Origin of the sequence: Lentzea sp. NPDC058436 (assembly GCF_042721515.1) — a bacterium.
GTDB lineage: Bacteria > Actinomycetota > Actinomycetes > Mycobacteriales > Pseudonocardiaceae > Lentzea.
In genome coordinates, this window is sequence record NZ_JBHXLF010000002.1 from 178,235 (window position 1) to 203,945 (window position 25,711).

General features: G+C 70.2%; 25 protein-coding genes. 16 read left to right on the forward strand and 9 right to left on the reverse strand.

Annotated features, from left to right (window positions below):
* Positions 1–37: 37 nt before the first annotated feature.
* The 4 genes from ACFWN2_RS08260 (at position 38) to ACFWN2_RS08275 (ending at position 3,501) form a co-directional block, all read left to right on the forward strand.
* Positions 38–799: a hypothetical protein gene (locus tag ACFWN2_RS08260; RefSeq protein ID WP_382425811.1), complete on the forward strand. Its 762-nt coding sequence runs from the start codon at positions 38–40 to the stop codon at positions 797–799.
* A gap of 13 nt (positions 800–812) precedes the next feature.
* Positions 813–1,763, forward strand: a complete 951-nt coding sequence (locus tag ACFWN2_RS08265) for a trypsin-like peptidase domain-containing protein (RefSeq protein WP_382425813.1) — start codon at positions 813–815, stop codon at positions 1,761–1,763.
* Positions 1,764–1,894: 131 nt separating this feature from the next.
* On the forward strand, positions 1,895–2,449 hold the full coding sequence (locus tag ACFWN2_RS08270) for an RNA polymerase sigma factor (protein ID WP_382425814.1): 555 nt from the start codon (positions 1,895–1,897) through the stop codon (positions 2,447–2,449).
* Positions 2,450–2,460: 11 nt separating this feature from the next.
* Complete coding sequence (locus ACFWN2_RS08275; protein ID WP_382425816.1) at positions 2,461–3,501, forward strand: hypothetical protein; 1,041 nt, start codon at positions 2,461–2,463, stop codon at positions 3,499–3,501.
* A gap of 40 nt (positions 3,502–3,541) precedes the next feature.
* Here ACFWN2_RS08275 and ACFWN2_RS08280 read toward each other — a convergent pair whose 3' ends face one another.
* On the reverse strand, positions 3,542–4,381 hold the full coding sequence (locus tag ACFWN2_RS08280) for a helix-turn-helix transcriptional regulator (protein ID WP_382425818.1): 840 nt from the start codon (positions 4,379–4,381) through the stop codon (positions 3,542–3,544).
* A gap of 85 nt (positions 4,382–4,466) precedes the next feature.
* Here ACFWN2_RS08280 and ACFWN2_RS08285 point away from each other — a divergent pair, with 85 nt between their 5' ends.
* Positions 4,467–5,237, forward strand: a complete 771-nt coding sequence (locus ACFWN2_RS08285) for an SDR family NAD(P)-dependent oxidoreductase (RefSeq protein WP_382425819.1) — start codon at positions 4,467–4,469, stop codon at positions 5,235–5,237.
* A 26-nt stretch (positions 5,238–5,263) separates the two neighbouring features.
* Entirely contained in the window at positions 5,264–6,253 is a 990-nt protein-coding gene (locus tag ACFWN2_RS08290) for a hypothetical protein (RefSeq protein ID WP_382425821.1), read from the forward strand.
* Here ACFWN2_RS08290 and ACFWN2_RS08295 read toward each other — a convergent pair.
* The 5 genes from ACFWN2_RS08295 to ACFWN2_RS08315 form a co-directional block, all read right to left on the reverse strand.
* Complete coding sequence (locus tag ACFWN2_RS08295) at positions 6,237–6,845, reverse strand: TetR/AcrR family transcriptional regulator (protein WP_382425822.1); 609 nt, start codon at positions 6,843–6,845, stop codon at positions 6,237–6,239. The genes ACFWN2_RS08290 and ACFWN2_RS08295 overlap by 17 nt on opposite strands.
* Positions 6,846–6,864: 19 nt before the next feature.
* On the reverse strand, positions 6,865–7,302 hold the full coding sequence (locus ACFWN2_RS08300) for a nuclear transport factor 2 family protein (RefSeq protein WP_382425823.1): 438 nt from the start codon (positions 7,300–7,302) through the stop codon (positions 6,865–6,867).
* Between the two features lie 62 nt (positions 7,303–7,364).
* Positions 7,365–10,376, reverse strand: a complete 3,012-nt coding sequence (locus ACFWN2_RS08305; protein WP_382425825.1) for a substrate-binding domain-containing protein — start codon at positions 10,374–10,376, stop codon at positions 7,365–7,367.
* 194 nt (positions 10,377–10,570) lie between these two features.
* Positions 10,571–11,179 carry a flavodoxin family protein gene (locus ACFWN2_RS08310; protein ID WP_382425826.1) on the reverse strand — a complete coding sequence of 203 codons (609 nt, stop codon included), beginning with the start codon at positions 11,177–11,179 and terminating at the stop codon, positions 10,571–10,573.
* A gap of 78 nt (positions 11,180–11,257) precedes the next feature.
* On the reverse strand, positions 11,258–12,658 hold the full coding sequence (locus ACFWN2_RS08315; RefSeq protein WP_382425827.1) for an MFS transporter: 1,401 nt from the start codon (positions 12,656–12,658) through the stop codon (positions 11,258–11,260).
* Positions 12,659–12,760: 102 nt separating this feature from the next.
* On the opposite strand from ACFWN2_RS08315, the gene ACFWN2_RS08320 reads away from it, so the two are divergent.
* Both ACFWN2_RS08320 and ACFWN2_RS08325 read left to right on the forward strand, forming a co-directional pair.
* Positions 12,761–13,345 carry a TetR/AcrR family transcriptional regulator gene (locus ACFWN2_RS08320; protein ID WP_382425828.1) on the forward strand — a complete coding sequence of 195 codons (585 nt, stop codon included), beginning with the start codon at positions 12,761–12,763 and terminating at the stop codon, positions 13,343–13,345.
* Entirely contained in the window at positions 13,342–14,232 is an 891-nt protein-coding gene (locus tag ACFWN2_RS08325; RefSeq protein WP_382425829.1) for an SDR family NAD(P)-dependent oxidoreductase, read from the forward strand. The genes ACFWN2_RS08320 and ACFWN2_RS08325 overlap by 4 nt, the downstream gene beginning before the upstream one ends.
* Here ACFWN2_RS08325 and ACFWN2_RS08330 read toward each other — a convergent pair.
* Positions 14,213–15,106, reverse strand: coding sequence for an NAD-dependent epimerase/dehydratase family protein (locus tag ACFWN2_RS08330; RefSeq protein ID WP_382425830.1), 894 nt, complete (start codon positions 15,104–15,106; stop codon positions 14,213–14,215). The two genes, ACFWN2_RS08325 and ACFWN2_RS08330, sit on opposite strands and share 20 nt — an antisense overlap.
* A 106-nt stretch (positions 15,107–15,212) precedes the next feature.
* Here ACFWN2_RS08330 and ACFWN2_RS08335 point away from each other — a divergent pair, with 106 nt between their 5' ends.
* The 4 genes from ACFWN2_RS08335 (at position 15,213) to ACFWN2_RS08350 (ending at position 19,544) form a co-directional block, all read left to right on the forward strand.
* Positions 15,213–15,596, forward strand: a complete 384-nt coding sequence (locus ACFWN2_RS08335; RefSeq protein WP_382425831.1) for a hypothetical protein — start codon at positions 15,213–15,215, stop codon at positions 15,594–15,596.
* A gap of 76 nt (positions 15,597–15,672) precedes the next feature.
* Positions 15,673–16,437 carry an SDR family oxidoreductase gene (locus tag ACFWN2_RS08340; RefSeq protein ID WP_382425832.1) on the forward strand — a complete coding sequence of 255 codons (765 nt, stop codon included), beginning with the start codon at positions 15,673–15,675 and terminating at the stop codon, positions 16,435–16,437.
* A gap of 42 nt (positions 16,438–16,479) precedes the next feature.
* Positions 16,480–17,109, forward strand: a complete 630-nt coding sequence (locus tag ACFWN2_RS08345; protein WP_382425834.1) for a TetR/AcrR family transcriptional regulator — start codon at positions 16,480–16,482, stop codon at positions 17,107–17,109.
* Positions 17,106–19,544: a carboxylesterase family protein gene (locus ACFWN2_RS08350; RefSeq protein WP_382425836.1), complete on the forward strand. Its 2,439-nt coding sequence runs from the start codon at positions 17,106–17,108 to the stop codon at positions 19,542–19,544. Before ACFWN2_RS08345 ends, ACFWN2_RS08350 begins: the two co-directional genes overlap by 4 nt.
* Here ACFWN2_RS08350 and ACFWN2_RS08355 read toward each other — a convergent pair.
* A complete protein-coding gene (locus ACFWN2_RS08355; RefSeq protein WP_382425837.1) occupies positions 19,523–20,647 on the reverse strand; it encodes a sensor histidine kinase in 1,125 nt (374 codons plus the stop codon). The two genes, ACFWN2_RS08350 and ACFWN2_RS08355, sit on opposite strands and share 22 nt — an antisense overlap.
* A 193-nt stretch (positions 20,648–20,840) precedes the next feature.
* On the opposite strand from ACFWN2_RS08355, the gene ACFWN2_RS08360 reads away from it, so the two are divergent.
* The 4 genes from ACFWN2_RS08360 to ACFWN2_RS08375 are packed head-to-tail and all read left to right on the forward strand — an operon-like array spanning position 20,841 to position 23,998.
* Positions 20,841–21,989, forward strand: a complete 1,149-nt coding sequence (locus ACFWN2_RS08360; protein WP_382425838.1) for an MFS transporter — start codon at positions 20,841–20,843, stop codon at positions 21,987–21,989.
* Entirely contained in the window at positions 21,986–22,405 is a 420-nt protein-coding gene (locus tag ACFWN2_RS08365) for a Dabb family protein (RefSeq protein ID WP_382425839.1), read from the forward strand. The genes ACFWN2_RS08360 and ACFWN2_RS08365 overlap by 4 nt, the downstream gene beginning before the upstream one ends.
* A gap of 28 nt (positions 22,406–22,433) precedes the next feature.
* Positions 22,434–23,471, forward strand: coding sequence for a medium chain dehydrogenase/reductase family protein (locus ACFWN2_RS08370; RefSeq protein WP_382425841.1), 1,038 nt, complete (start codon positions 22,434–22,436; stop codon positions 23,469–23,471).
* The gene (locus ACFWN2_RS08375; protein WP_382425843.1) at positions 23,468–23,998 is read left to right on the forward strand and encodes an ABC transporter permease; all 531 of its coding nucleotides are present in this window, start codon (positions 23,468–23,470) and stop codon (positions 23,996–23,998) included. Before ACFWN2_RS08370 ends, ACFWN2_RS08375 begins: the two co-directional genes overlap by 4 nt.
* A 68-nt stretch (positions 23,999–24,066) precedes the next feature.
* On the opposite strand, the gene ACFWN2_RS08380 is transcribed toward ACFWN2_RS08375, so the two are convergent.
* Entirely contained in the window at positions 24,067–25,578 is a 1,512-nt protein-coding gene (locus ACFWN2_RS08380; protein WP_382425845.1) for a multicopper oxidase family protein, read from the reverse strand.
* Between the last annotated feature and the right edge of the window lie 133 nt (positions 25,579–25,711).

Here is a 25,711-nt window from a genome sequence, read left to right on the forward strand (position 1 = left end):
CGGAACACCGGCGTGACACCTACCGGAGGGACCTCCAGTGACCACCACCGACCGCGCCGCGTTCGTCCACGCGCTCGACATCGGCGTCGTGCACCCGAAGCTCGCCCGTCCCCGCATGGCGAACGAGGTGACGCCGCAGGGCCCCACGGCCGCCATCGACGCGGGCAGCCTCATGTCGTTCACCTCGGACGTCAGCGCCGTGCACCGCAGCGACGCGCTCAACTCGACGCTGATCGCGCAGCTCAACTCGGACAAGCTGTTCAACCGCTTCGACCCGGCGCAGCTGATCCCCTGGTACCAGAACTACACCACCGTCCTGTCCCACCTCGGCTGGGACATCCAGCAGTTCTCCTTCGAGCGCTACCAGGCGAGCGGGTCCACGATGTCGGTCAGCACGGCCGTCCTCGGCGTGCTCGGCGCGGTGCTGCCCGCCGGCGAGCTCGCGCTGGTCGCCGCGGCGCTGAAGGCGTTGGCGGCGCTCAAGAGCAACGACCCGTGGTACCAGGTGTGGGACGTGACGACCCACGACCAGTCGAACGGCAACTTCCAGATCAGCAACTGCGTCGACCACGACGGCGACGGCAACACCCTCGTGATGCGGCTGTCCGGCTACTCGCTGCACACCACCGACACCACCGTGCGGTTCCTGTGGAACGACTACCAGACCTCGTCCACCGACCTCATGTTCGCGAGCCAGGCCTGCACGCTCGACGAGGACGTCTACAGCCAGGTCCGCGCCGCCGTGATCAAGAAGCTCGGCGACAAGGCCGTCCAGTACGTCGGCAACCTCGACATCTGAGCAGGGGGACACCATGCCGAACATCGACGAAGTGCTGGAACGCCACAAGGAACGCCTGCTGGACCTGCCGGGCTGCACCGGCGTCTCGCTCGGCAGGAAGGTGGCCGGCGGCACCACGACCGACGAGATCGCGATCGTCCTGCACGTCGCGCACAAGGGCGACCAGGACCCGGACACGGCGATGCCCGCCACGATCGAGGGCTTCCCGACGGACGTCGTCGAGGCGACCTACCGCTTCGAGAACATGTCGACCGACCCGTTCGAGAGGCACGACCCCCTGTTCGGGGGCATCTCGGTCACCGCGCTCGAGGACTCCTCGAACTACGGGACCATCGGCTGCTTCGTCAAGGCCGACGGAACGGTGGCGACGGTGCGAGCGGGCGTCTACCTGCTGACGAACCGGCACGTGGTGACCGCGGCACTGGGGCAGGGGTCGACCAACGTCGTCATCCAACCCGGCAACGTGGACACGCCGGACAGGAAGCTGCGGCTCGGCGCGGTGGTGGCCAGTTCGGCACCGGGAGACAGCCGGGCCGACTGCGCGATCGTCGAACTGGGCACCAGGGGGTTCAGGAACGAGGTGCCGAACCACCCGAAGGAGCCCGGCCACAGGAAGCTCGTCGGGATCGACCGGGCACAGGTCGGCGACGAGGTCTACAAGTACGGCGCCACGACCGGGTTCACGTGGGGTGTCGTCGAGCAGCTGAACTTCAGCTTCCAGGACCCCGACACCAAGGCCAGGGTGGACGGCGCGCTCCTGGTGAAGGGTCGCGACGGGAAGGTGTGGTGCAACGGTGGCGACTCGGGTTCGGTTCTCGTGCGTGAGGCGGACGACATGGTGGTGGGCCTGAACTTCAAGGCCGACACCACGTCCGGCACGGAGGACCAGGGCTACACCTGCGGTCTCGCCTATGACATCACCTCGCAGATCAGCCGGTTCAGCACCGCTGTGGCACTGGCGTAGCGAACGGTTCCCACGAGAACGGCCCCGCCCCACCGGCGGGGCCGTTCTCGTGTGCGGGGAAGCAACCTGAACGGTTTCGGCGCGAGTTGACAACAACGGGGTGGAAAGGGAAGCAGAACCCGAGGAGCTCCATGGCGTCAGACGCTGAACTGATCGGCAGATCGCTGCGCGGAGACGCAGACGCCTTCGTGGAAGTGGTCAGCCGGCACGAGAGCGCGATCGGCGGTTATCTCGCACGCAGGGTCGGGCGGCAGACCGCGGAGGACGTGCTCGGCGACGTGTGGGTGGCGGCGTACGCCTCCCGTGCGAACTACGACCGTTCGTACCCCGAGGCCCGGCCTTGGCTGTACGGCGTCGCGCTCAACAGGCTGCGCCGGCACTGGCGGTCCGAGCCGGAGGAAGAGCCGGCGGCAGACGTGGCGCGCATGGCGAGCGGATGGGACCCCTGGCCGGCGGTGGACACCCGCGTGGACGCGCAGGCATCGCTGCGCACGGCACTGGCACGGCTCAAACCCGAGGAACGGGAAGTGCTGAGCCTGGTCGCCTGGGAGGACCTGACCGTCGCCGAGGCCGGACGGGTGCTCGACATCCCCGCCGGCACGGCCCGCCGCCTGTTGCACCAGGCGCGCAAGTCGCTGCGCGACGCCCCCGAGGTGGCCGCGCTGCTGCAGGTACCGACGACGTGAAAGAACAACCCATGGATGAGATGGACCTGATGAAGAAGCTGCGTGACGTTCCGTCCCCGAGCCCCGAGGCCTACGACAACGCCCGTGCGGCACTGCGGACGGCGATGGCGGAGCCGGTGAACACCGTCGTGCGCCCGAAGCGCTGGTTCTCGTGGACCAGGGCCGGCATCGCCGCCGTGGGTGCGGCGGCCGTCGCGGTGGCCGTGGTGATGGGCACGACGGGTGGCACCGTCCCGACCTCGCCGACCGCTCCTGCTGTCGCGGCACCGCAGGAGGTCGAGTCGCCGCTGCTGAAACTGGCCTCTGAGGTGAAGGCGGCCGGTATGCCCGGCGACTCGTCGCTGATCATCCGCTCGTCGCTCGCACCGGACAAGTCGACGTACGTCTTCTACACCGTCTACACGGACAAGGGGCAGCGGTTCCAGGGCGACTCGCCGAAGTCCCTGAAGGAGTCGGCGGCCAAGGGCGAGGACGCGTCCACGGACTACGACCGGAAGCTCATGGCGGCCGCTCGTCTCGCGGCGACCGGTGACCTGGAACAGGCCAAGCGCGACATGGTCAACGCCGCGGGCTGCTGCTGGGCGCTCGGCGGCACCCCCGCCGAGCAGGAGAAGGCCTGGGCCGAGGGCCTGGAGCGCAGGGCGGAGATCTTCCGCATGAAGGGCATGGAGGTGCCGCCGGCCAAGCCGCGCCCGACCGGCAAGGAGCTGGAGGACGCGATCAACAACACCCTGTGGAGCAACAGCACCTACGCCCTGTTCATCGGGGCCGCCAACGCGGACATCCGCGCGGGCGTGCTGAAGCTCCTCGCGACGATCAAGGACGTGACCATCGAGAAGGCCGAGCTCGACGGCCAGCAGGTGCTCAAGCTCATCGCCGTTCCCCCGGTGAGCTCCGGTGAGGGTGCGCACGTCGTGACCGTCGACGCGGGCAACGGCCTGCCGATCCGCTCCGAGGTCGTCCCGGACAAGGGTGCGCAGGACCCGCACTCGGTGGCGAACTACAAGTCGTCCCGCGTGAACCTGGCCGACATCGTGGCCGGCAGGATCTGATCCACCGTCCTGAGAGGACCGGGCGAACCGCTCGGTCCTCTCAGGAGTTCGTGAACTTCTGCGCTCCCAGCACGTTCAGCAGGGCGAGCGCCTCGGCGTCGCGGGATCCGGCCGGCGCGCTGTAGAGGATCAGGTGCTGGTCGCTGTCGGTGAGGGCGAGCGAGTCGCAGTCCACGGTGACCTCGCCGACGAGCGGGTGGTGGAACGTCTTGCGCAGCGTCGGCGCCGCCTGCACGTCGTGCCGCTCCCAGAGCCGGGCGAAGTCGGCGCTGCCCTCGCGCAGTTCGTCGACCAGCCCGGACACCTCCGGGTCGGACGGGTAGCGCGCGAGGGCGGCCCGCAGGTGCATCACGACGTGGTGCCGGAACTCGGCGGCGTCCGACACGCCGTACAGCCCCGGAACCGGGTGGAGGAACGCGCGCCGCGCGAGGTTGCGGTCCTGCGGGGCCAGCTCGCGGAAGTCCTCCATCAACGCGGCCGTGAGGTCGTTGCACGCCAGCACCTCGAACGCCGCCGACGTCACGAAGCCCGCCGTCTGCGGCAGCCGTTCGAGCAGCGCGAGGATGCTCGGACGCACGTCACGCCGGTGCCGTCCGGTGCGGCTCGGCGCGGTGCCCGCGAGGACGTGCAGGTGGTCGGACTCGGCGTCGGTGAGCCGCAACGCGCCCGCTATCCCTGCCAGGACCTCGGCCGACGGACGCGGCGCCCGGCCCTGTTCGAGCCGGATGTAGTACTCGGTCGAGATGTGCGCGAGGACGGCCACCTCCTCGCGGCGCAGTCCGGACGTCCGGCGGCGCGGGCCCGCGGGCAGACCGACGTCGGACGGCAGGAGCCGCTCACGCCGGCTGCGCAGGAACGTTCCGAGCTGCTGCTTGTCCATACCCCGAGTATGCGCGGCGGGTGGCCCCTCAGCCTGGTACAGCCTGTGCCTCCCTCGGCCCCGCGACGCGATCGACGCTGGTGGCATGACGAACAACAACACCGGCCTCCTCGCCGGCAAGGTCGTGCTCATCACCGGCGCCAGCCGGGGCATCGGCGAGGCGGCGGCCAGGCTCTTCTCCCAGGAGGGCGCCTCCGTCGTGCTCGCCGCCCGCAGCGCAGACGCCCTCGACCGCGTGGTCACCGAGATCCGCTCCGAAGGCGGCACCGCCGACGCCGTCACCGTGGACTTGGGCGACCGCTCCAGCATCCGCGCCGCCGTCGAGCGCGTCGGGGAGCTGCACGGACGGCTGGACGGCGCCTTCAACAACGGCGCGGTCGTGCAGCAGCCCGGCCCGTTGCACGAGACCAGCGAGGACGAGATCGACGAGCAGTTCGAGGTGAACTTCCGCGGCCACTGGACCGCCATGAACGCCGAGGCGGCTCTCATGCGGCAGAACGGCGGCGGCGCGATCGTGAACACCTCCAGCATCGGCAGCCGCCGCGCGAACCCGGTGCTCCCCGCGTACGGCGCGATGAAGCGCGCGCTCAACAGCCTCACCGAGAGCGCCGCCGTGACGTGGGGCAGGGAGGGCATCCGGGTCAACGGCATCACGCCCGGCGGCACCGCCACGTCCATGATCGACGAGTGGGAGGCGGCGACTCCTGGGGTGAGCGCGCACATCACCGCGTCGATCCCGCTGGGGCGGATGGCCGAACCGCGTGAGGTCGCCGAGGTGGCGGCCTGGTTGCTCAGCGACAGGGCGTCGATGGTGAACGGCGCGATCGTGCCGGTCGACGGCGGCGCGGGAGCCTGATTCCTTTGCGGGGCTAGGCTCTCGGGATGGCTCGCACCTCCCCGCCGCGCCCCGTCGACGTTGCTCGGCACCTGCCAGGACTGGCGCCGCTGGCCCGCACCGCCGTACGCCTGCACCCCAGGCCGGGTGCGCCCACGGCGGCGGACAGCTCGGCCGGCGGTCCGTTGCTGTGGCCGGCGGGGGAGCCGTGGCCGACGTGCGCCGTGCACGCGGACTCCTTTGTGGAGGGTGCGTCCGTGTCCGACGTGTTCGCGCGACGGCGGATTCTGACCGAGGCGTGGGCTCGTCCCCGAGCCCAGGGCGTGAACCTCCTGACAGCGGACGAGAAGGTCGTCGTCGACCGGGCCGACGAGGGAACGCAGGTCCGGCAGGACGGCCCGATGCCGATGGTGCCGGTGGCCCAGCTGTACGCGCGGGACGTTCCCGGCCTGCCCAGCCCCGGCAGCGCCGACCTGCTGCAGGTGTTGTGGTGCCCCCTCGACCACGAGGACGAGGGGTACGTGCCGAGCACGGTGCTGCGCTGGCGGGTCGCGGCGGACGTGGCCGACCCGTTGGCCGAGGCACCGCTGCCGGCCGCCGTCGACGACAACTACCTGCCGCAACCCTGCGTGCTGCACCCGGAAGTGGTCACCGAGTACCCGGCACCGCACTGCCTGCCAAGGGATCTCGCCGCGCGGGTGCACGAGTGGGAGGAACGGGAAGGGCAGAAGTACCAGTACGAACTGTCCGTGGCCGACGGCTGGAAGGCCGGCGGCCACGGGCCGTGGAGCTTCTCCGACCCGTGGCCGATGTCGTGCCCGGACTGCGGTGCGGACGTCGAACCGTTGCTCACGATCGCGAGTGCGGAGTGGGACGGCGGGCAGAGCTGGCAGCCGGTCGAGGACGCGGAGGCCGTTCACCCGCCGTACCCCGCCGCGCACGAGCCGACGATGGTGATGATCGGCCGCGGCTACAACCTGCAGCTCTACACCTGTGCCGCCGCGCCGGAGCACGGGCACGTCACGAACATGCAGTGATCGACGCCAGAACGATCTGTTGCGCCGCACGGGCCGTGGCGGTCAGCGAGTCCGGATCACGGCTGATCCGGTCGATGCCCGCGCGCATCGCGCCCGACAACAGCTCCACGGTCAGCTGCACGTCGTCGACCTCGGCGAACTCGCCGCGGCTGATGCCGTCCCGCACGACGTTCTCCACCTCGACGACGAGGACGGTGAACGGGTTGTCCGGTCCGTCCGGCAGGTCGGCGACCAGCGGGCTGGAGTTCGGCAGGAACATGAGCCGCAGGCCGTGGTTCGTGGACGCCGTCAGGATCGCCTCGACGATCTCCCGCATCCGGTCCGCCGCTGCTTCGTCGGAACGGGCGGCGATCGCGGTCACCTGCTCGGCCAGCGGACGGCTGGCGCGGCGGGCGAGTTCGAGGACCAGCGTCCGCTTGTCCTTGGCGTAGTTGTAGAGCGTGTTGCGCGCGAGTCCTGCCTGGGCCGCGATGTGACCCATGTTGATCGAGTCGTAGTCGCGTTCGAGGAGCAGGTGCCGCACCGCATCGGTGAGGTCGGCCCACACCATCTCGTGGTGCTCCTCGATGGTGGCGGCGCGAATCCGCGGCATCTGGTCGTTCTCCTCGGCTCTACCGCGCGATGGCGGGCAGTTGCGGTGCGTTCTCCTGGTGGATCGCCGTCAGCTTGACACGGGTGAGCCGCCAGCCGTGCGGGGTGCGGACCGCTTCGTTGTCGTAGAAGCCGACGACCAGCCAGCGGCCGGTGTGCTCGTCCGGCAGCCAGTGCTCGGCGCGGACGTGCGCGTGGATCCTCGCGGTGTCGCCGTCGATCGTGACGACGTGGCCGGTGATGGCGTGGTGCGTCGCCTTGAACGGCGCGAAGGACGCGCTGAGGACCTCGACGTAGGTGTCCAGCGGGATCTCCATCGGCGGCATGCCGGTGACGGACTCGAAGTCGAGCGTCAGTTCGTCGGTGAAGACCTGACGGGGCAGTGCGTCGAACTCCTTCAGGTCCGCGATGTCGGCGTAGTGGCTCATCAGTTCGATGATCTCGGCGCGATCGTCCATGTCGTCCTCCTTTTGCGACAACCTGTCGTAAACGTTACGACAGGTTGTCGCGAACGACAAGGTCAGAAGTTCGACGTGATCGCCGCGATCAGGTCGTCGGTGATCGTGCTGGGATCGGCGGCCTCGTACGCGCCCGCCGTCGTGGCCTCGGCGATCTTCTTGAGCTCGTCGCGTCCGGCGGCGTCCTCGGGGCTGAAGCCGTAGGCGATGGTGAACACCCGGACCGGCTCGGCCCCGGCCGCCGGCTTGATGCGTTCGAGCAGCTGCGCGAGGTCGAGCCCGGTCTCCTTCTCGTTCTTGCCGTCGGAGAGCACCACGACCGCGTTGATGGCCTTCTGGTCGAGCTGCTGCCGCATGGTGGTGACGGCCTGGTCGACGGTGTCGAACAACCCCGTTCCGCCGTCCGCGGGCAGGTCCGCGATCTTGGTCGCGATCTCCCTGCGCTTGACCTCGTCCAGCGGGCCGATCGCGTGCTGTTCGCAGTGGTCGTCGCGGCAGGCGGGACCCGTGCCCGCGTAGCCGGCGGTGGAGAAGTTCCACAGGCCCAGCCGGTCGGAGTTGGTGAACCCGTTGACGATCTCCGTGCGGTACTTCTTGATCAGCTCGATCTTGGACGGGCAGAGGCGGGTGGCCGGGTCTCGTTCCAGCCACTTCGGGTCGCAGGTCTGCTTCTCGACCTTCTCCGCCGTGACGCCGAACCTCATCGAGCCGGACGTGTCGACGACGAGCAGGACGTTCGCCGGCTTGCGCACGGTGCTCCACACGTTCAGCACCTTGCTCAGCGTGCGCGCGGACGGCGCCTGCACCTCCTTCACCGCGAAGTCCGGTGAGACGCCGTTCGCGTCGCCGGGCTCGTTCGACCTGTGCTCGGGATCGCGGAAACCCAGTTCCCCGAAGCGCTTCTGCACCTCGGAGGACCGCAGGTGCGCGAAGAAGTCCTCGGACACGTCCCGCTTCGCCTGGGAGGTGTCCGGCCACGCCAGCTCGACGTACGGGTGGTCGTGGAAGATCGTCCCCTCCTTCGGGTACATCGCGACGAGCTTGGTGCCCGGCGCGGTCTCCTTCAGGTCCACAGGGGACAGAGCGCCCGCCGGGTAGCCGGCGTTGTAGGCCAGCATGGAACTCTCGTCCACGGTCAGCGCCGAGACGTAGGAGAGGCCCTGCCCACGGCGTTCGGCGTTGCGGAGGTTGCGCAGGAAGTGCAGGCTCGTCTCTCCGTAGTGGACGATCGACTGCTCGATGCTCTGGACGAACTTCTGCGCGTTGACGTTGTCGACGTCGTCGTCGACGAGCGGCCCGGTCGAGTCGATGTTGGCGCGGAACGCGTGGAACGCGCCGATGGTCGCGTTGAGGCCGGAGGTCGAGTAGTTGGGGTTCGTCTTCCCGAGCCGGAACGCGCCCCAGTCCTTGCCGTACCGCGCCCACCCCTGCGCGTCGGTGGCGAGGTCTGCGAGCGTCCGCCAGCTGACCTCCCTGGTGCCCGGCCAGCCGAGCGTCTCCGCCATGGGCTTCGGCATGGCGATCACCAGCGGTGACGTCACGACCGGTCCGCGGCTCGCCGTCGGCAGCGCGGCGAGGGCGCTCGCGTTGTGCGTGGCCCGGTCGCGTGCGATGTCCAGCCATTCGCTGGAGGCCGGTGACCAGACGTCGGGACGCGGGCCGTCCGACTCGGTCCAGCCGCGGGCCAGCGTGTTCGCGGCGGCGCCGGAGTTCAGCTCGGTGATCTGGACCTGCACGCACCGCCCGTCGGCCGACCGCGCGCCGTACCCCTTCGCGAACTCCTTGAACAGCTCGCTCTTGTCCGCGGACACGCCGACGTGCACGGTCGTGTCCGGCGTCGCGGAGCACGAGGCCAGCTGCACCTTGGCGTCACCGGCGGGAACGACGAGCGGCACCACGAAGAACGCGAGCAGCGCGACGACCGCCGCCAGCGCGGTCCACCGCGTCCTGGCCTGGCGCCAGAACGGGACCGGGGGAGTCTCACTCTGCTCCCGCACCGCGCCCATCGCCTCGCTGAGCTCCGCGGCCTGCCGGCGGACCTCCTCGGGCACGCCACCGGCGAACGGCGCGCACCCGGCGATGATCTCGTCCAGCGACGGCCGCAGCGCCGGATCCTTGTCGAGGCACCGCCGCAGCAGCGCGACGAGGTCGCTGTTCCAGCCCGCCAGCCCGCTCAGGTCCGGTTCGTCGGCGAGGATCCGGCGCACGGTGTCGTCCGGGTCGTTGCCGAACGGCGGCGTGCCCGTCGCCGCGTAGACCAGCAACGCCCCCAACGAGAACACGTCGCTCGCCGCGGTGACCTCCTCGGTCCCGCGAGCCTGCTCCGGGGACATGAACGCGACGGTCCCGACGGCGCCGTGCCGCGTGAGGCCGACGTCCTCCCGGTTCTTCGCGATGCCGAGGTCGATGATCCACAGGTCCTCGACGCCCAGCAACACGTTGGCGGGCTTGAGATCCCGGTGCACCAGCCCCTTGCCGTGGATGAGCCGCAGCTTGCGCGCCAACGCGCCGGCGAGCCACGCCACCGCCGCGGGCCGCCACGGGCTGGAGACCAGTTCCTGCAACGGCCTGCTGGGCAGGTACTCGGTCGCGAACCACGGCCGTTCCGCGTCGGCGTCGGAGTCGAGCAACGTCGGGAACTCGCCACCCGCGGCCTTGCCCACCTCGTCGACGGACTTGATCTCCCGCCCGAACCGGTCGCGGCTGACCTGGTTCGCCGCGACCTCGGCGCTCATCACCTTGACGACCACGAGCTGGCCGAGCTTCCCGCTGGCACCGAGGAAGACGTTGCCCGTCGCACCGGACCCCACCCTGCCGATCAGGGTGTACGGGCCGATCTTGCGCGGATCGCCGTCGCGCAACGCGTCCAGCTTCAGCGCGTCGAGGAGCTTCTCCCCGTCCCGACCGGGCTTCGGCAACACGAACCAGAGGCTGGTCAGTGCGACGAGCGCGCTGATCACGCTGCCCCACTTGTCGGCGCGGTCGAGTCCCTGCAGGGCAAGGAAGACGATCAACGACACAGCGATCACGAACGTGGCACCGGCCACGATCCGGCGCTTGGGAAAGTCGTGCAAGGAGAACCATCCCCACCTGGAACTCGGGCGGAGTTCGCACGCTCCCCGCGCACGGCTCCGCTGCGGTCGTTCGGTCCGAGCCGACCAGGCATTACATCGCTTGATCGCTTGGGTCCCGTTACAACGCACAAGTGAGGTGGAATCGGCTTCGTGCACGAAAAAGCCCACGCCGGAGCGTGGGCTTTCGGCCGTGCTCAGGACACGGGCGGGTACTGCTCGGCCCGGAGCAGCCGCGCGAGGTGCGCGGCGTTGCGGGCCGCGGTCGCGTTCGTGGACTTCACGGCGTCCGGCGTCTCGTCCAGGTCGTTGTAGTCGACGGTCTGCATCGCCTGGCCGTTCCAGTACGTGCAGCCCTGCGCCGGGATGGAGAAGCCGGTGTCGTTGAGGGCCTGGAAGAGGTCCGCGACGATCTTGTGGGCGCCGTCCTCGTTGCCGACGACGGCGGCCAGCGCGACCTTGCCGAACATGGCGGGGCGGCCCTCGTCGTCGGTCTCGGACAGCGAGGCGTCCAGGCGTTCGAGGACGCGGTGCGCGACGCTGGAGGCGTGTCCCATCCAGGTGGGCGTGGCGATGATGAGGATGTCGGCCTCACCGATGGCGCGGCGCAGCGCGGGCCACTCGTCCCCGTCGCCCATGTCCGCCTCGACGCCGGGCTTGACGTCGTGGTCGACGACCCGGACGACCTCTCCGACGACGTCGTGGTTCTTCAGCTCGTCCAGCAGCTGACCTGCGATGAGTTCGCTGCTGGACGGGGCGGGGGACGGCTTCAGGCTGCAGACCAGAGCCACGGCACGCAAGGACACGGTGAACCTCCACTGTTGCGCGCGCCCTGCTCGGGATCGACGGGGCGCACCCTGGAGGGGAACCCTTTTCGGCGGCGGTCAAACCTGTCCTGAGTGGACCGCGGTGGTCCGGGGGAGCAGGCGCAGCAGCGGCAGGCAGAGGACGGTCACGGCCAGGACGGTGATGATGGCCAGCGTCATGGCGTGGTCGGGCGCACCGCCGTGGAGGTAGACGGTGGTGACGGTGGCGGAACCCAGTGCGGTGGCGAGTTGCTGGACGGCGGTGAGGGTGCCGCTGGCGCTGCCCGCCTCGGACGCGTCCACGTCGCCGAGGGTGATGTCGAACAGGGTGCCGAAGCACGCGCCCATGCCGATGCCGGTGAGCACGCCCGCGGGGGCCAGGGCGAGGAGCGTGACGGTGGTGCCGCTGGTGATCACCAGTGCCAGCAGCCAGCCGCCTCCGGCGAGGGTCACGAGCATGCCGGCGAGGATCAGGTTGCGTCCCAGCCTGCCGGCGAGACCCATGCCCGCCCCGGCCCCGGCGATGATGCCGAGCGTGAGGGGGAGCATGCCGAGTGCGGCGCTGCCGGGGCTCGCGCCGAGCGCCTGCTGGAGGAACAGGGACAGCACGAACGCCAGTCCGTTGGTGACGGCGAAGAACATCAGCCCGACGGTCAGCCCGGAGACGAAACCCCTGTTGCGGAACAGCGACGGCTTGATCAGCGGGTCGGCCGCGGTGCGCTGACGGCGGGCGAACAGCAGCAGGAACACCGCGCCGACCGCCAGGGAGAGCAGGGCGGGCAGGCCCCAGTCCGTCTCGGAGCCCTCGATGAGGCCGAACATCGTGCCGAACATCGCCACGGCCAGCAGGCCCGCGCCGGTGCCGTCGACCCTGGTGGAGCGGTCGGCGCTGTCGCGGGGGAGCAGGCGCGCGGCCAGTGCGACGCCCGCGGTGCCGAGGACGAGGTTCACGAGGAAGATCGGGCGCCAGGACAGTCCGGCGATGTCGGCCTCGATGACGAACCCGGCGAGCACGGGCCCCGCGATCGTGGCGATGCCCAGCAACGGGCCGAACAGGTTGAACGCGGTGCGGCGCATCTCCGGCGTGAAGTGGCGGGTGATGATCGCCATGCCCTGGGGGATCAGCAACGCGCCGAACGCGCCCTGCAACACCCTCGCGACGACCAGGACGACCGGGCTGGGGGCCAGGCCGCAGAGCGCGGAGGCGAGCGTGAAGCCGGTCATCCCGACCAGGAAGAGCCTGCGCTGCCCGTACCGGTCGCCGAGCCGCCCGCCGACCACCAGCAGCACGCTCATGGCCAGCGCGTAGGCGGCGCCGAGCCACTTGATCAGGCCCGGTCCGCCGCCGATCTCGCCGACGATGCTCGGCGCGGCGATCGTGGTGACGGTGGCGTCGATCATGTCCAGCGCGTCGGCGAGCAGGACCAGGCCGAGAAGCGCCCACATGACCGTTCTGCTGAGCGTGGTGGTTGTGTGCACGGGTGCTCCTCGGTGAGGTGGATGACGTCGCCGAGAAAACCAGAACGAATCTAGTTTTGCAATCAGTATGAGTTCGGATGTGTTCTAGGTTATGCTGGCGGCATGGTGACGACCTCTGGACCGGGCCGCCGTGACCGGAAGAAGGCCGCGACCCGGCAGGCCCTGGCCGACGCGGCGTTGAAGCTCTTCCTCGAACGCGGCTACGACAACGTGACGGTGAAGGAGATCGCCGAGGCCGCGGACACGGCGATCGCGACGCTGTTCGCGCACTTCCCGGCAGGCAAGGAGGCGTTGGTCCTCGCGGACAGCGGTGAGCGGCTGGAGTCGTTGACGGCCGCGGTCCGCGAACGTGCCGACGGCGCCTCGGTCCTGGACACGCTCCACGCGTTCTTCGCGTCGCGCGGGCCGTTCAGCGACGACCTGCCAGAGGAACACCAGCGGCACGTCGACCTGGTCATGAACACCCCGGCGCTGTGGCCGTACGCCCGCACGGTGTGGATCGCCTGTCAGGAGCCCCTCGCCGACCTGCTCGCCGAAGCGGCCGGCCACGACGGGCCGGACGACTCCCTGCACGCGCTGGCCCGCTACGTCCTCGAAACCCCGGACCTCGCCTCGCGCCGCCCCGACCGCCGGGCCGCACTGGCCGAGGCCTTCGCCCACCTCAAGCAAGGATGGCCAGACCTGTGAACGTCCTGGTGACCGGCGGCAACGCCGGAATCGGCTACTTCGTCGCCGAACGGCTGGCCTCGGCAGGAGCCGCCGTCGTGCTCGGCAGCCGTGACGCCGGCAAGGCGACGGCCGCCGCTCGTGCCATCCGCGACCGAGTGCCCGGCGCGTCCGTCCGCCACCTGCCGCTGGACCTGGCCGACCTGCCGTCGTTGAAGTCCTCTGTGGACAGTATTGTTCAGCTGGACGCCGTGGTGCTCAACGCCGGTGTGGCGCTGGACGACCCGCCCCGGCGCGAGACCGCCGACGGCCACGAGCTGATGTTCGCCACCAACCACCTGGGGCACTTCGCCCTCGTCCACTGGCTCGGCCCACTGCTCGGCGCCGCCCGCATCGTCACGACGGGCAGTTTCGCCGCCCGGACCGAACGCCTCGACCTGGACGACCTGCAGTCGTTCGATGCTTACGATCCAAAAAGGACGTACGGACGCTCCAAACTGGCGCAGATGAGCTTCGGCTTCGAGCTCGACCGCCGCCTGCGCGCCGCGGGAAGCCGTTGTCTCAGCGTCGTGGTGCATCCCGGCGGAGCACTGGACTCGCTGACTCCCGCCCGCGCCGGGGTCCACGTCCGTTCGGCGTCCCAGCGCCTGCTCGGCCTGCCGGCGGGACTTCTCCTGCACGGCAAGGACTCCGGCGCGCGCACCGCAGTCCACGCCGTTCTTGATCCTGATGTCCGCGGCGGGCAGCTGTGGGGTCCGCGGCAGTTCGGCCTGCGCGGCGCACCCCACCTGGAACAACCGCACGCGCACATGACCGACCCCGACACCGCGGAGGTGTTGTGGCGCAGGAGCGTCGAGTTGACCGGCGTCGACCCGATGGCGTCGCTGGTCAGCGCAGGTCCTTCCTGATCCAGGTGGTGATGGAGGTGTGCTCGGGCTTCCAGCCGAGTTCCCTCGCCCTCGTGGCGCGGACCCGACTGTTCGCCCCCAACGCGTAGCGCGCGAAACCTTCACCCCACACGCGCGCCGCCTCTTCCAGCGGCCACGGCTCGACGGGGCCGAGGCCCAGCCTGTCCGCGATCGCGGCACCGATCTCGGCGAACGACGCCTCGCCGTTCTCCACGAAGTAGAACCCGCGTGCGGCGGGGTCGGTCAGCGCGATCGAGTACAGCGCGGCCAGGTCGTCGAGGTGCACGGTCGACCACGTGTTGAGGCCGTGGCCGACCACGCGCACGACTCCGCTGCCGCGCGCCTGCGAGACCAGCGGCACCAGCAGGACCGTGTCGGGATGGGGCGCGCGGCCGGTGCCGTAGACGAGCGAGTTGCAGAGCACGACCGTGCGCACGCCTTCGTGGGCGACGACGTCGGTGTCGAGCGCGAAGCGGGCCTGCCGGACCGGGTGGGAGCCGGCGACGATCTCGCGTTCGTCGTCGTGCACGGTGAGGGAGAGCGCGTTGCCCTGGGCGTCGTCGGCGATGAGACTGGTCCCGCTGGTGTGCACGAACGGTTTGCCGGAGCCGCGTAGGCCGCGCAGCAGTGCTTCGACGGCGGCGCGGTGGTCGCTGTTCGCCGTGTTGATCACGCCGTCAGCCCGTTCCGCCTCCGCCGTGAGCAGGCCGGCGTCGTCCAGGTCGCCGAGCACAGGCGTGATCCCGGCCTTCAGCAGCAGCGGCGCGTGGTCCGGGTCGCGCACCAGGCCCCGCACCTCGTGCCCCTCGGCGACGAGACGTTCGCCGACGGCGCCTCCGATGAACCCGGTCGCGCCGGTGAGGAAGACCTTCATGGTGCGAAGTCAGCCACGACCACCGCGGACCGCCCAAGTCGTGTTGCCGATCCGGCAAAACGCGTTCCGGGACCCGTCCCCGCATCTCACTCGTACACTCCCGGTCATGCCCCGAATCCTGCTGGCGCTGCTGGTCGCCGCAACGCTGAGCGCGTGCACCACTGCCGAGCCAGGAACACCGGAAACCACGGCGACCTCCGCGGTGGACAAGATCGTGCTGGACGTGACCGGCACCGCCACCATCTCGACGCTGACCCTGGTCGTCGACGGCACCTCCACCGAGGAGCAGGCGGTGACCCTGCCGTGGAGCAGGACGCTCGAGTTCCCCGTGGACAGCGGCCGTCACGAGTGGAAGCTGGTCCTGAAGTACGGCGGCGGCAGCGTGCTGGCCAAGAGCACGGCGAACGGCAAGCCGCTGACGCAGACCGCGGGCAGCAGCTCACCGGGCAGCGACAGCAGTTCCGAGCTGTCGGGCAGCATCTCGAAGTGACCGTCTGAGGGGGTCCTGGCAGGACCCCGGTCGATCAGGGACCTGGGACGTCCGGCGATGGCGGCGAAGACTGGCCATGTCAGCGAATGACATGGAGGAACATCTCGTGGACCTGTCCAACCGCACCGTTTTCATCGCCGGAGGAACCTCCGGCATCGGCAGGGAGCTGGCCCTGCACCTGACCGCCGCGGGCAGCACCGTCGCGGTGGGCGGCCGCCGGGCCGGCGACGGCGAGTTCGTCGTCGACGTCACCGACAGCGCGTCGGTCGAGGCCGCCCGCGACGCCGTGCTCGACCGGTACCCCCGGCTGGACACCGTGGTGATCATGTCGGGCGTCATGCTGCTGGAGGACCTGCGCGATCCCGCGCACTTCGACGCCGCGCAGAAGACCATCGACACCAACCTCACCGGCACGATCCGGGTCATCGACGCCTTCACCCCGCACCTGGTCGGGCGCGGTGCCGGGACCATCGTCACCGTCACCTCGGGGATTGCGTTCCTGCCGTTCCCGCCGATGCCCACCTACGCCGCGTCCAAGGCCGCCGTCCACGCCTACTCCGAGGCCCTGCGCGCGCAGCTGGACGGGACCGGGGTCGACGTCGTCGAACTCGTGCCCCCGGCCGTGGCCAGCGCCGGCCAGGAGAAGGTCAACCCGCGCGCGGTGCCGTTGCAGGACTACGTCACCGACGTCGTGAAGCTGCTGTCCCAGGAGCCCACGCCGAAGGAAGTCCTGGTCGAGCAGGTCCAGATGCACCGCTGGGCGGAACGCGACGGCACCTACGACGACCTCGTCGCCCAGCGCGCCCAGGCCCTGTCCATGCTCCCCGGTCGCCAGAGCTGATCCAAATGGTCTATGGTCCAATCAATCGATTGATTGGACGCGATGGTGGACGAGCAGTGGAACCAGGGCAGGCTGGCGACGGCCGCCGTCGTCCTGCCGGAGGGAACGACACCGACGGGCACGCAGGGGCGGGTGCTGCACGCCGCGCTCGGCCTGTTCGCCGCACGCGGGTTCCACGGCACCTCGATCCGTGAGATCGGCGCGGCCGCGGGCATCAACTCCGCGACCCTGTACGGGTACTACAGCTCCAAGGAACTGGTGCTGGCCGAACTCGTCCTCGTCGGGCACCGCGAGCTGCACCGCAGGCTCCTCGACGCCACCGACGGCCTCACCGATCCCGCCGAACGGCTCACGGCGTTGGTGCGCACGCATGTGTTCGCCCACACCGACTTCTCGTTGCTGGCCGTGGTGACGAACAGCGAGCTGCACGTGCTCTCTGCCGAACTGGCCGCGCCCTCGCTCGCCCTGCGCGCCGCCTCGGAGCAGCTGCTGCTCGACGTGCTGGCGGACGGCCCGTTCGACGTGCCCGACGCGCGCCTGGCCGCGCGGGCGATCGGCGGGATGGGGCAGCGCGTCGGGAACTGGTTCGGTCCCGGTCAGGACCACACCCGCGAGCAGGTGGCCGACGCGTTCGTGCTCTTCGCGCTGCGCCTGGCCGGAGTGCGGGCATGACCGGGCGGGCGCGTCTCGGCGCGGTGCTGTGGGTGCTGGTCGCGCAGTACTTCCTGCTGCTGTTCGTGGTGGAGGCGCGCTGGGAGGTTCCGTACAGCTGGCTGCGCAACGCGATCAGCGACCTGGGCGCGGCCACCTGCTTCCAGTCGGATCAGGTCGAGCGCTGGGTGTGCTCGCCGTGGCACGTCGTGTCCGGGGTGTCCTGGACGGTCGCCGGTCTGTGCCTGGCCGGCGGCGCCCTGCTGATGAGGCCGCTGTTCCCATCCGTGCGGACGGCCCGCGTCGGCCTCGCACTCCTGGTCGTCACCGGCCTCGCCCTGGTCGTCGTGGGCCTGAACCCCGAGGACACCAGCGCCACCCTGCACGTCGTCGGTGCGATCGTCGCCATCCCGGTGGGTGAGGTCGCGATGCTGCTGACGGGGCTCGCTCTGGCGGGCACCGAACGGTGGCGCGTTCTCGGCCGCGTTGGTGTCGCTGCCGCGGTCGTGGCGATGGTGACCCTCGTGCTGATGGTGGCCCAGGTCGGTGGTCCCGCGCTGTTCGGTCTCTGGGAACGCATCGCCGCGTTCCCGGTGCTGTTGTGGGCTGTCGTGTGCGGTGTGGCGTTGCCCGCCAAGCCCGCGGGGCGCCTTCTCCAGCCGCGCTGGTGGATCCCGCTCAGCGTGATCACCGTTCTCTCGTTCGTTCTGCTGTTCCTGAACCAGAGCCCGTTCTGGGGCTGGGGACTCGTCGTCTCGCTGCTCGCCGGTCTGGCGGTGCTCTCGCGACGATGGCTCACCCGGCGGGCGTTGCTCCAGGTGGTGGCCTGGGTGATCTCGGCGGCGATCGTGTTCACCACCGCCGTCGTGGCCTACCCGCCGCCGGCCAACCGGATCGCCGGCACCCAGGCGACCGGCGTCGTGAACACCGAGGACGGGCCGGTTTCCGGTGTGTACAACAGGGATCGCAGCGTCGAGATCTTCGCGGGCGTGCCGTATGCCGCACCACCGACCGGCGACTTGCGCTGGCGGCCACCGCAGCCACCGCAACGCAGGACCGAGGTGCTGACCGCGAACCGCTTCGCCGACTCCCCGACGCAGTCGTCGTCCGGATTCCTGACGCGGGCGCTGACGAGCGTGGTGGACGTGCCGCTGGCCAACAGCCTGGTGAACCCGTATCCGTCCAGTGAGGACTCGCTCTACCTCAACATCTGGCGCAGCACCCAGCCGAAGTCGGCGAAGCTCCCAGTGCTCGTCTACGTGCCCGGCGGCGGGTTCGTCAGCGGGTCCGGCTCCCTGCCCGTCTACGACGGCGAGAACCTCGCCCGGCGCGGGGACGTCCTCACGGTCACCATCAACTACCGGCTGGGCGTCTTCGGTTTCCTGTCCCACCCCGAACTCGCCGCGGAGTCCGGGAACGGCGCCTCCGGCAACTACGGGATCATGGACCAGCTCGCGGCGCTGAAGTGGGTCAAGGACAACATCGCCGCCTTCGGAGGCGATCCGGACCGGGTCACCGTCGCCGGGGAGTCCGCAGGTGGCGAGAGCGTGTGCATCCTGTCCGTCACCCCGCTGGCCAAGGGCCTGGTCGACGGTGTGATCGGCAGCAGCGGAGCCTGCATGGGCACGGCAGGCGACTCGGGCGCGGGGGACCAGGCCGACACCAGGGCGTCCGCCGAGAAGGCAGGACTCCAGCTGAGTTCCGACCTGAAAGCCAATTCAGTCAACGACCTGCGCTCCATGTCCACAAAGGACGTCTTCACCGCCGCGCAGAAGATCACGGGTCACTGGCGGCCGTCGATCGACGGCCACGTGCTCGCCAAGGCTCCGGCGGAGAGCTATGCCGCCGGCGAGCAGCTCGACGTCCCGATCCTCGCCGGCAGCAACGCCGACGAAGCGTCTTTGAGTCTCCTCAGCCCACCCGACGCCGATCCCGGCGAGTACCGCCAGAAGGTCAAGGACCGCTACGGCGACCAAGCGGAGACGTTCCTGAAGCTCTACCCCGGAGACACCGCCGAGCAGGTGCTCGCCTCGACCCTGCAGGCCGACACCGACAGGGTCATGACCCGTGCGGTCCACCGCTGGACCCACCTCCAGGCCCGCACCGGGAAGTCCGACGCGTACCTGTACTTCTTCACCCACGTCCCGCCCGATCCCTCGCTGACGAAGTTCGGTGCCTACCACGGCGCCGAGGTCATGTACGCGTACGACAACCTCGGCAGGGACGGCCACGCCGTCTACACGGCCGCGGACCACCGGCTGCGCGACCAGATGAGCGGCTACTGGGTCAACTTCACCAGGACCGGCGATCCCAACGGGCCCGGCCTGCCGCGCTGGACCACGACCCGATCCGACCCCGAGAGCGTGATGGAACTGAGCGGTGGCAGCCGCATGACCCCGAGGCCCCGCAAGGACCACGTCGACTTCTGGATGACCTACGAGGGCCCGGTCGCCTGATCCAGGGTGTGCACCCGCGCGGGCAGTTCGACGCGCAGCACCCACTGGTCCCGTTCGGCCTGGGCGGTGAAGGTCCCGTCCACGGCGGTCACCCGCTGCTCCAGGCCGGCGAGGCCGATCCCGCTGCTCGGTGCGGCCGAACGCGACCGGATCGGGTTGTGCACGTGCAGCGTCACGCGGTCGCTGTCGACGCCGATCCGGATGACGGCCTCACGCGGCTCGGCGTGCTTGGCGACGTTGGTCAACGCCTCGCGGAGCACGTCCTGCAACACGATGCGCTGCGTCGCCGACACGTGGTCGATCGCCCCGGTCATGCCGAGGTCGATGGTCATGCCGGCGTCGCGGTAGGTGGTGATGAGCCGGTCGAGCTCGTCGTGCCCGAACGGCAGCGGCGAGCCGTTTCCCCGGTACATCAACGCGAGCGCCTCGCGCAGCGCGTCCATGCCCGCCCGTCCGGTCTCCTCCGCGAGCCGCAGCGCCTCGACCGCCTCGGCGGGGGAGGAGGTGAGGTTCATCCGCGCCCCGGACAGGTGCAGCAGCACGACGGTGAAGCTGTGGCCGACGAGGTCGTGCAGGTCGCGGGCGATGCGCTGCCGTTCCGCCAGGACCACGCCCTTCGCCAGTTCGGACTGCGTGCGTTCGAGCTGTTTGATCAGCGACTGCTGCTCGCCGACGAGCCTGCCGAGCACCCAGCCGAGCAGCAGTCCCGCCGTCCACAGCCAGGCGCCGATGTGCTGGTACCAGGGGTTCGTGCCCAGCGCCCACACGAAGAACGGTGACAGCAGGCACAACGTCATGGCGATCATGTCGGCCCGCCCCCGCCCGCCGGCCGCGACGATCGCCAGCGCGAGGATCACCACCATGGTCGCGCTCTGCGTGACGACCAGCGCGTCGCCCACGACGGTCGGGATCGCCACCCACGCCAGCAGCAGCCAGCCCGGCATGGTGCGCCAGAAGATCCGGACGATCAGCGCCGGTGTCATCACCGCCGCGAGGATCCAGCCCCAGCCGTCGGTGTAGGCGAAGTTGAGCACCTCGAACCCGGTCCCCAGGACGGCCGCCCGCAGGACGAAGGAGTCGCGGTCGCGCGGGATCAGGAACATCACCCGATGCTAGGTCAGCGCACCCGCCCGCACCTCCTACCGGGGTAGGAGCACACCCCTCCGTTCGTACCCCGGTACCGGCGGAAACGGCACCACCGGCGGAAGACCGGGAGTCCCGCGCGTCACTACCGTCCTCCTCGCCCGAACGGCTTGTTCCTCCACAGTGGACTCGGGCGCTCCCGGAAGGTGACGAGTGTCCGTCGAACCCCAGGCCGTCGCCCGCGGCACGATCCTCGCGGCGGCGACCCTGACGATCATGGCCCCGGCCATCATCGCGCCCAGTCTCCCGATGATGGAACAGGTCTTCGCCGCGCCGCTGCTGGTGCGCCTCGCGCTGACGGTGACGTCGCTCGCGGTCGCGGTCACGGCGCCGCTCGCGGGACTGGCCGTCGACCGGCTCGGCCGCCGCCCGCTGCTGGTCGGGTGCCTCGCTCTCTACGCGATCTCAGGCACGTCCGGGTACTTCCTGACCGACCTCGGCCTGCTGCTCGTGAGCCGGGCCGTGCTGGGGATCGCGGTCGGCGGCGTGATGACGGCGGTCAACGCCACGATCACGGACTGGTTCGACGGTCCACGGCGAGCGTCTTTCCTGGGCCTGCAACAGGTGTTCGCGAGCGCGAGCGGTGTCGTCTTCCTGCCGCTCGCCGGGGTGCTCGCCGGCTTCGGGTGGCGGATCCCCTTCTGGCTCTACGGTGTCGCAGCGCTGGTGGCGTTGTTCGCCTACTTCTCCGTGCACGACGTGCCGCGAACGGTGCACGCGTCCGGCGCCGCGCCTGCGTTGGGACACGGGGTCTTCGGCATCTACCTGCTCGCGGTCGTGGCCACGCTGATCTTCTACATGGCACCGACGCAGGTGCCGTTCCTGCTGGCACGGCAGGGGATCGGGCCCGCGTTCGTGGGTGTGGTCGTCGCCCTCAGCACGCTGTCGAGCATGCTCGGCGGGTTCGCGTTCCCCGCGCTGCGCAAGCGGTTGCGGACCGACGTGATCACCGTTCTGTGCATCGCCCTGCTCGGTGCCGGGTGGCTGCTCGTCGGCGTCACCGGCACCACCGCGGGCACGGCCGCGGGCCTGTTCGTCGGAGGGCTCGGCGTCGGGTTCGCCATCCCCAACCTCACCCTGCACCTGTCCGAGCTCGCCCCGCCCGCCTGGCGCGGCCGCGTGTTCAGCGGCCTGGTCGCGGGGATCTTCCTCGGGCAGTTCGTGTCACCGCTGGTCGTCCAGCCCCTGATCGCCCTCCTCGGTGTCGGCGCCGCGTTCACGTGCAGCGGCGCCCTCCTGATCACCGGCGCGCTCGTCGCGTCCGGCTTCCTGAAGTCCCGTTCCGAAAGGACAGTTCGATGATCTACCACGGTATCCGCTTCTCCGTCGTGCCCGGTGTGTCGGCGCAGGAGGTGGCGGCAGGCCTGCAGGCCATGCGCGACGCGTCCAGCGCGATCCCGTCCGTCCGGTCGTTCGTGGTGGGCCGCGACTTCGGCGGCGAGTACGAGTTCGGCGCGGTGTCGGTGATCGAGGACCTCGCGGGCTACGAGCTGATGATGAACCACCCGGCACACCTGGAGATGGACCGGGCAGGACTGCCGCTCATCGCGAAGTTCGCGTCGTTCGACATCACCGACGACGAGGACCCGGAGCTCGGCGCGAAGATCGCCGCCATCCACCAGCGCCGCTACGACGCCAACCCGGACGTGGCCGGCCTGGTCTCGGACCTCGACGAGTACAGCGGCAGCGCCGCGCCCGGCAAGCACGCCGACCAGTGACCGCGAACCCTTCGAAGAGGTGTCCCCGTTGACCAGCTCTGTCACCACCCGCGCCACCGAGATCGTGCTGCCGGGCCCCGTCGAACCCGGCGGCCTGCGCGTCCGCGTGCGCGACCTGCCCGCCCCCGGCCCCGGACAGGTGGTGCTGCGGATGGAGGCGACCGGTGTGTCGTTCGCCGAGCAGCAGATGCGCCTGGGCAAGTACTACGACCAGCCGCCGTTCCCGTTCGTGCCCGGCTACGACGTCGTCGGCACGGTCGTCGCCACCGGTGCCGGTGTGCCCACCACGCTGGTGGGCAAGCGTTTCGCGGCGGTCACCAAGGTCGGCGGGTGGGCGAGCCACCTGCACGTCGAGGCGGGTGACCTGGTGCCCGTGCCGCACGGCCTCGACCCGGCCGCCGCGGAAACCGTTCTGGTCAACGGGATCACCGCCTGGCAGATGCTGCACCGCTCGGCATCCGTCGAGACCGGTGGCACCGTCGTGGTGCTGGGCGCCAACGGCGGCGTCGGCTCGATCCTCGTGCAGCTGGCGAGGCACGCCGGCATCAACGTGATCGGCACGGCGTCCGCCCGCCACCACGACGCGGTCCGCGCACTCGGCGCGTTGCCCGTCGACTACCGCGACCCCGACATGTACGAGCAGATCCGCAAGCTCGCCCCCGACGGCGTGGACGCGGTGTTCGACCACGTCGGCGGCACGGGCCTGGCGCAGTCGTGGCGGCTGCTGCGCAAGGGCGGCTCGCTGGTCAACTACGGCTCGGCGTCAACGAAGGACGAGAAGGGCAACGCAACCCTGCCGCTGCTGATGCTGTTCGCGCGCTTGTACGCCTGGAACTACCTGCCCAACGGCAAAAGCGCGTCGTTCTACAATTTCTGGGCCGGCAGGCGCAGCCTCGACAAGTTCCGCGCCAGGCTGAGCGAGGACCTCACCCAGCTGCTGCGCCTGGTCGCCGCGGGCTCCGTGACGCCGCAGATCGCCGCCAGGATTCCCCTGGAGCAGACCGCCGAGGCGTTGGCGCTGGCCGAGTCGCGCACGGTGCTGGGCAAGGTCGTGATCACGGGATGAGCGAGATCGACAACCGTCCCGCGTACGTCGGCTTCGCGCTGGCGTACGCGGTCGGCCACGGACTGAACGCGGTGTCGCTGAAGCCGTCCTGGCTGCCGTGGACCCTGCTCGCGGCCGGGTTGGTCGCGGGTGTGGTGCTGAGCGTGCGGGCGGGCATCTGGTCGCAGCCGGACGCGGCCCGCAAGCGGGCGGAGACGTTGCTCGGCATCGCCTGGTGCACCGGGTTCGTCGCGTTGTTCCTCGCGGTCACGGGCCTGAGCACCGCCTTCGAGAAGCCGGAGTTGCAGGACGTGCTGTGGCCCGCCGGGTCGGTCCTCGTCGTCGGTCTGGTCTACCTGGCCGAGGGCGTGGCACGGAACAACGCCCTGCACTACGCCCTCGGCTCGTGGCTCGCTCTCGTCGCCTCCGCGTCGCTGTTCCTCGACCTGCGAGGGGTGTACGCGGTGCTGGCACTGGCGGCTGGGGGTGGTTACGCGGTGGCCGCGGTGCTGGAACGGCGGCGGCTCAGCGTCGCCGGCGCCCGCTGAGCCGGTCGGCGCGGCACCGGCTCACCGGTGCGCGGTGAGGTGGCTGGCCGGCTCGCTTCGGCATCCGCTCACCGGTGCTGGTGCCCGCTGACCTTCCCCACCTGCTCGCCCTCGCGCAGCACCACGAACTGCCCCATCATCCCCTCGTCCTCGTGCAACATGAGGTGGCAGTGGTACATGTACGGCACGTCGGGGTTGGTGAAGTCGCTGAACTTCATGGCCAGCCGGTGCTTCCGGTCCGGCTCCAGCTGAACGGTGTCCTTCCAGCCGGAGAGATGCGGCGGCGGCGCCTGCCCGTCCACGTCCAGCACCTGGAACTGGACGTCGTGCACGTGGAAGTTGTGCATGTACCCGTTGGTGTTCACGACCTCCCAGACCTCGGTGCTGCCGACCCGGACACCGAAGTCGATGCGGTTCATGTCCATCCGCGCGCCGTTGATGTTGCGGCTGTTCAGCTCGAACGAGCGGGTCTGCGCTATCTCGGCGCCGGCCAGGTCCGGTGCGGTACCGAGGTTCCGCGGGACCTCGGTACCGTCGCGCAGCGAGTCGGCGGCGCGGAACCGCACGAGGTCGAGGCGGTCGGCGGCGCCGTTCATCCGGGAGTTGAAGTCCGAACCCGCCGGGTACGAGCGGAGGTCGACGGTCTCGCCCGGCGCGAACGCCACGACGATCTCGGCGCGTTCGCCGGGGGTGAGCTGCAGCCGGGTGGTCTCCCAGGCCTTCGGCAGCAGGCCACCGTCGGTGCCGATCAGCTGGAACGGCCGGTCGTCGGAGAAGCCGAAGTTGTACAGGCGGGCGTTCGAGGCGTTGAGCAGGCGCAGGCGGACCAGGCGCGTGCTGACGTCCGCGAACGGGCCGCGCGTGCCGTTGACGAGGATCTCGTCGCCGAACACGCCGCCGGTGCTGAGCAGCGGCGCGGTCTCGTCGAACTGGTTGTCGCCGTCGAACGCGCGGTCCTGCACGATCACCGGGAGGTCGTCGACGCCGTACTCGTCGGGGAGGTTCAGGCCCGCGGTGCGCTCGTCGTCGAGGATGAACATCCCCGCCACGCCCCGGTACACGTGGTTCGCGGTCTTGCCGTGCAGGTGCGGGTGGTACCAGAGGGTCGCCGCCTGCTGGCTGATCGTCCACTGAGGACGCCAGGTCGCGCCCGGCTCCACGGTCTGGTGCGGGCCGCCGTCCATGTCGGCGGGCAGGTGCATGCCGTGCCAGTGCAACGAGGTCGCCTCGCTCACGCCGTTGCGGACGGTGAACGCGACCTTCTCGCCCTTCGCGGCGCGGATCGTGGGGCCCAGGAACGTGCCGTTCACGCCCCACGTCCGCGTGGCCTGGCCGTCGAGGAACCTGGTCTCGCCCTCCTGGACGGCGAGGTCGAACCTCCTGGTGCCGTCGGCGTCCGTTGTGGACGGTGCGAGTGGCGGGATCGCCATCCTCGTGGCGAAGTCGACCTTGCCCACCGTGTCGAGCTGTGCCTGGAGGTAGAAGATGCCGAACGCTCCGGTGGCGGCCAGGAGCACCGCCGCGGTGCCGAGCGCGGTCCACCTCGCCCAGCGGCGCTTCGGCCGTTGTGCTGAATTCATGGCTGGAAGCTAGTGAGCGCGAAGGCCCGAAGTCGTCGGAGCGAGGTCCCGTTCCGGCCTCCTACCGGGGAAGGAGAAGAGTCCGGTTCTCCTCCCGTGGTAGGAGGAAGCGGCGTATCAAATGGCGGCCTGT

What these genes read in the sequence shown, in the direction of transcription:
- ACFWN2_RS08320 (WP_382425828.1), top strand. Translation starts at nt 12,761, where the DNA reads ATGGTGACGACCTCTGGACCGGGCCGCCGTGACCGGAAGAAGGCCGCG.
- ACFWN2_RS08270 (WP_382425814.1), top strand. Translation starts at nt 1,895, where the DNA reads ATGGCGTCAGACGCTGAACTGATCGGCAGATCGCTGCGCGGAGACGCA.
- ACFWN2_RS08355 (WP_382425837.1), bottom strand. Translation starts at nt 20,647, where the DNA reads ATGTTCCTGATCCCGCGCGACCGCGACTCCTTCGTCCTGCGGGCGGCC.
- ACFWN2_RS08365 (WP_382425839.1), top strand. Translation starts at nt 21,986, where the DNA reads ATGATCTACCACGGTATCCGCTTCTCCGTCGTGCCCGGTGTGTCGGCG.
- ACFWN2_RS08340 (WP_382425832.1), top strand. Translation starts at nt 15,673, where the DNA reads ATGTCAGCGAATGACATGGAGGAACATCTCGTGGACCTGTCCAACCGC.
- ACFWN2_RS08375 (WP_382425843.1), top strand. Translation starts at nt 23,468, where the DNA reads ATGAGCGAGATCGACAACCGTCCCGCGTACGTCGGCTTCGCGCTGGCG.
- ACFWN2_RS08280 (WP_382425818.1), bottom strand. Translation starts at nt 4,381, where the DNA reads ATGGACAAGCAGCAGCTCGGAACGTTCCTGCGCAGCCGGCGTGAGCGG.
- ACFWN2_RS08380 (WP_382425845.1), bottom strand. Translation starts at nt 25,578, where the DNA reads ATGAATTCAGCACAACGGCCGAAGCGCCGCTGGGCGAGGTGGACCGCG.
- ACFWN2_RS08285 (WP_382425819.1), top strand. Translation starts at nt 4,467, where the DNA reads ATGACGAACAACAACACCGGCCTCCTCGCCGGCAAGGTCGTGCTCATC.
- ACFWN2_RS08345 (WP_382425834.1), top strand. Translation starts at nt 16,480, where the DNA reads ATGGTGGACGAGCAGTGGAACCAGGGCAGGCTGGCGACGGCCGCCGTC.
- ACFWN2_RS08275 (WP_382425816.1), top strand. Translation starts at nt 2,461, where the DNA reads ATGGATGAGATGGACCTGATGAAGAAGCTGCGTGACGTTCCGTCCCCG.
- ACFWN2_RS08300 (WP_382425823.1), bottom strand. Translation starts at nt 7,302, where the DNA reads ATGGACGATCGCGCCGAGATCATCGAACTGATGAGCCACTACGCCGAC.
- ACFWN2_RS08295 (WP_382425822.1), bottom strand. Translation starts at nt 6,845, where the DNA reads ATGCCGCGGATTCGCGCCGCCACCATCGAGGAGCACCACGAGATGGTG.
- ACFWN2_RS08265 (WP_382425813.1), top strand. Translation starts at nt 813, where the DNA reads ATGCCGAACATCGACGAAGTGCTGGAACGCCACAAGGAACGCCTGCTG.
- ACFWN2_RS08330 (WP_382425830.1), bottom strand. Translation starts at nt 15,106, where the DNA reads ATGAAGGTCTTCCTCACCGGCGCGACCGGGTTCATCGGAGGCGCCGTC.
- ACFWN2_RS08350 (WP_382425836.1), top strand. Translation starts at nt 17,106, where the DNA reads ATGACCGGGCGGGCGCGTCTCGGCGCGGTGCTGTGGGTGCTGGTCGCG.
- ACFWN2_RS08290 (WP_382425821.1), top strand. Translation starts at nt 5,264, where the DNA reads ATGGCTCGCACCTCCCCGCCGCGCCCCGTCGACGTTGCTCGGCACCTG.
- ACFWN2_RS08335 (WP_382425831.1), top strand. Translation starts at nt 15,213, where the DNA reads ATGCCCCGAATCCTGCTGGCGCTGCTGGTCGCCGCAACGCTGAGCGCG.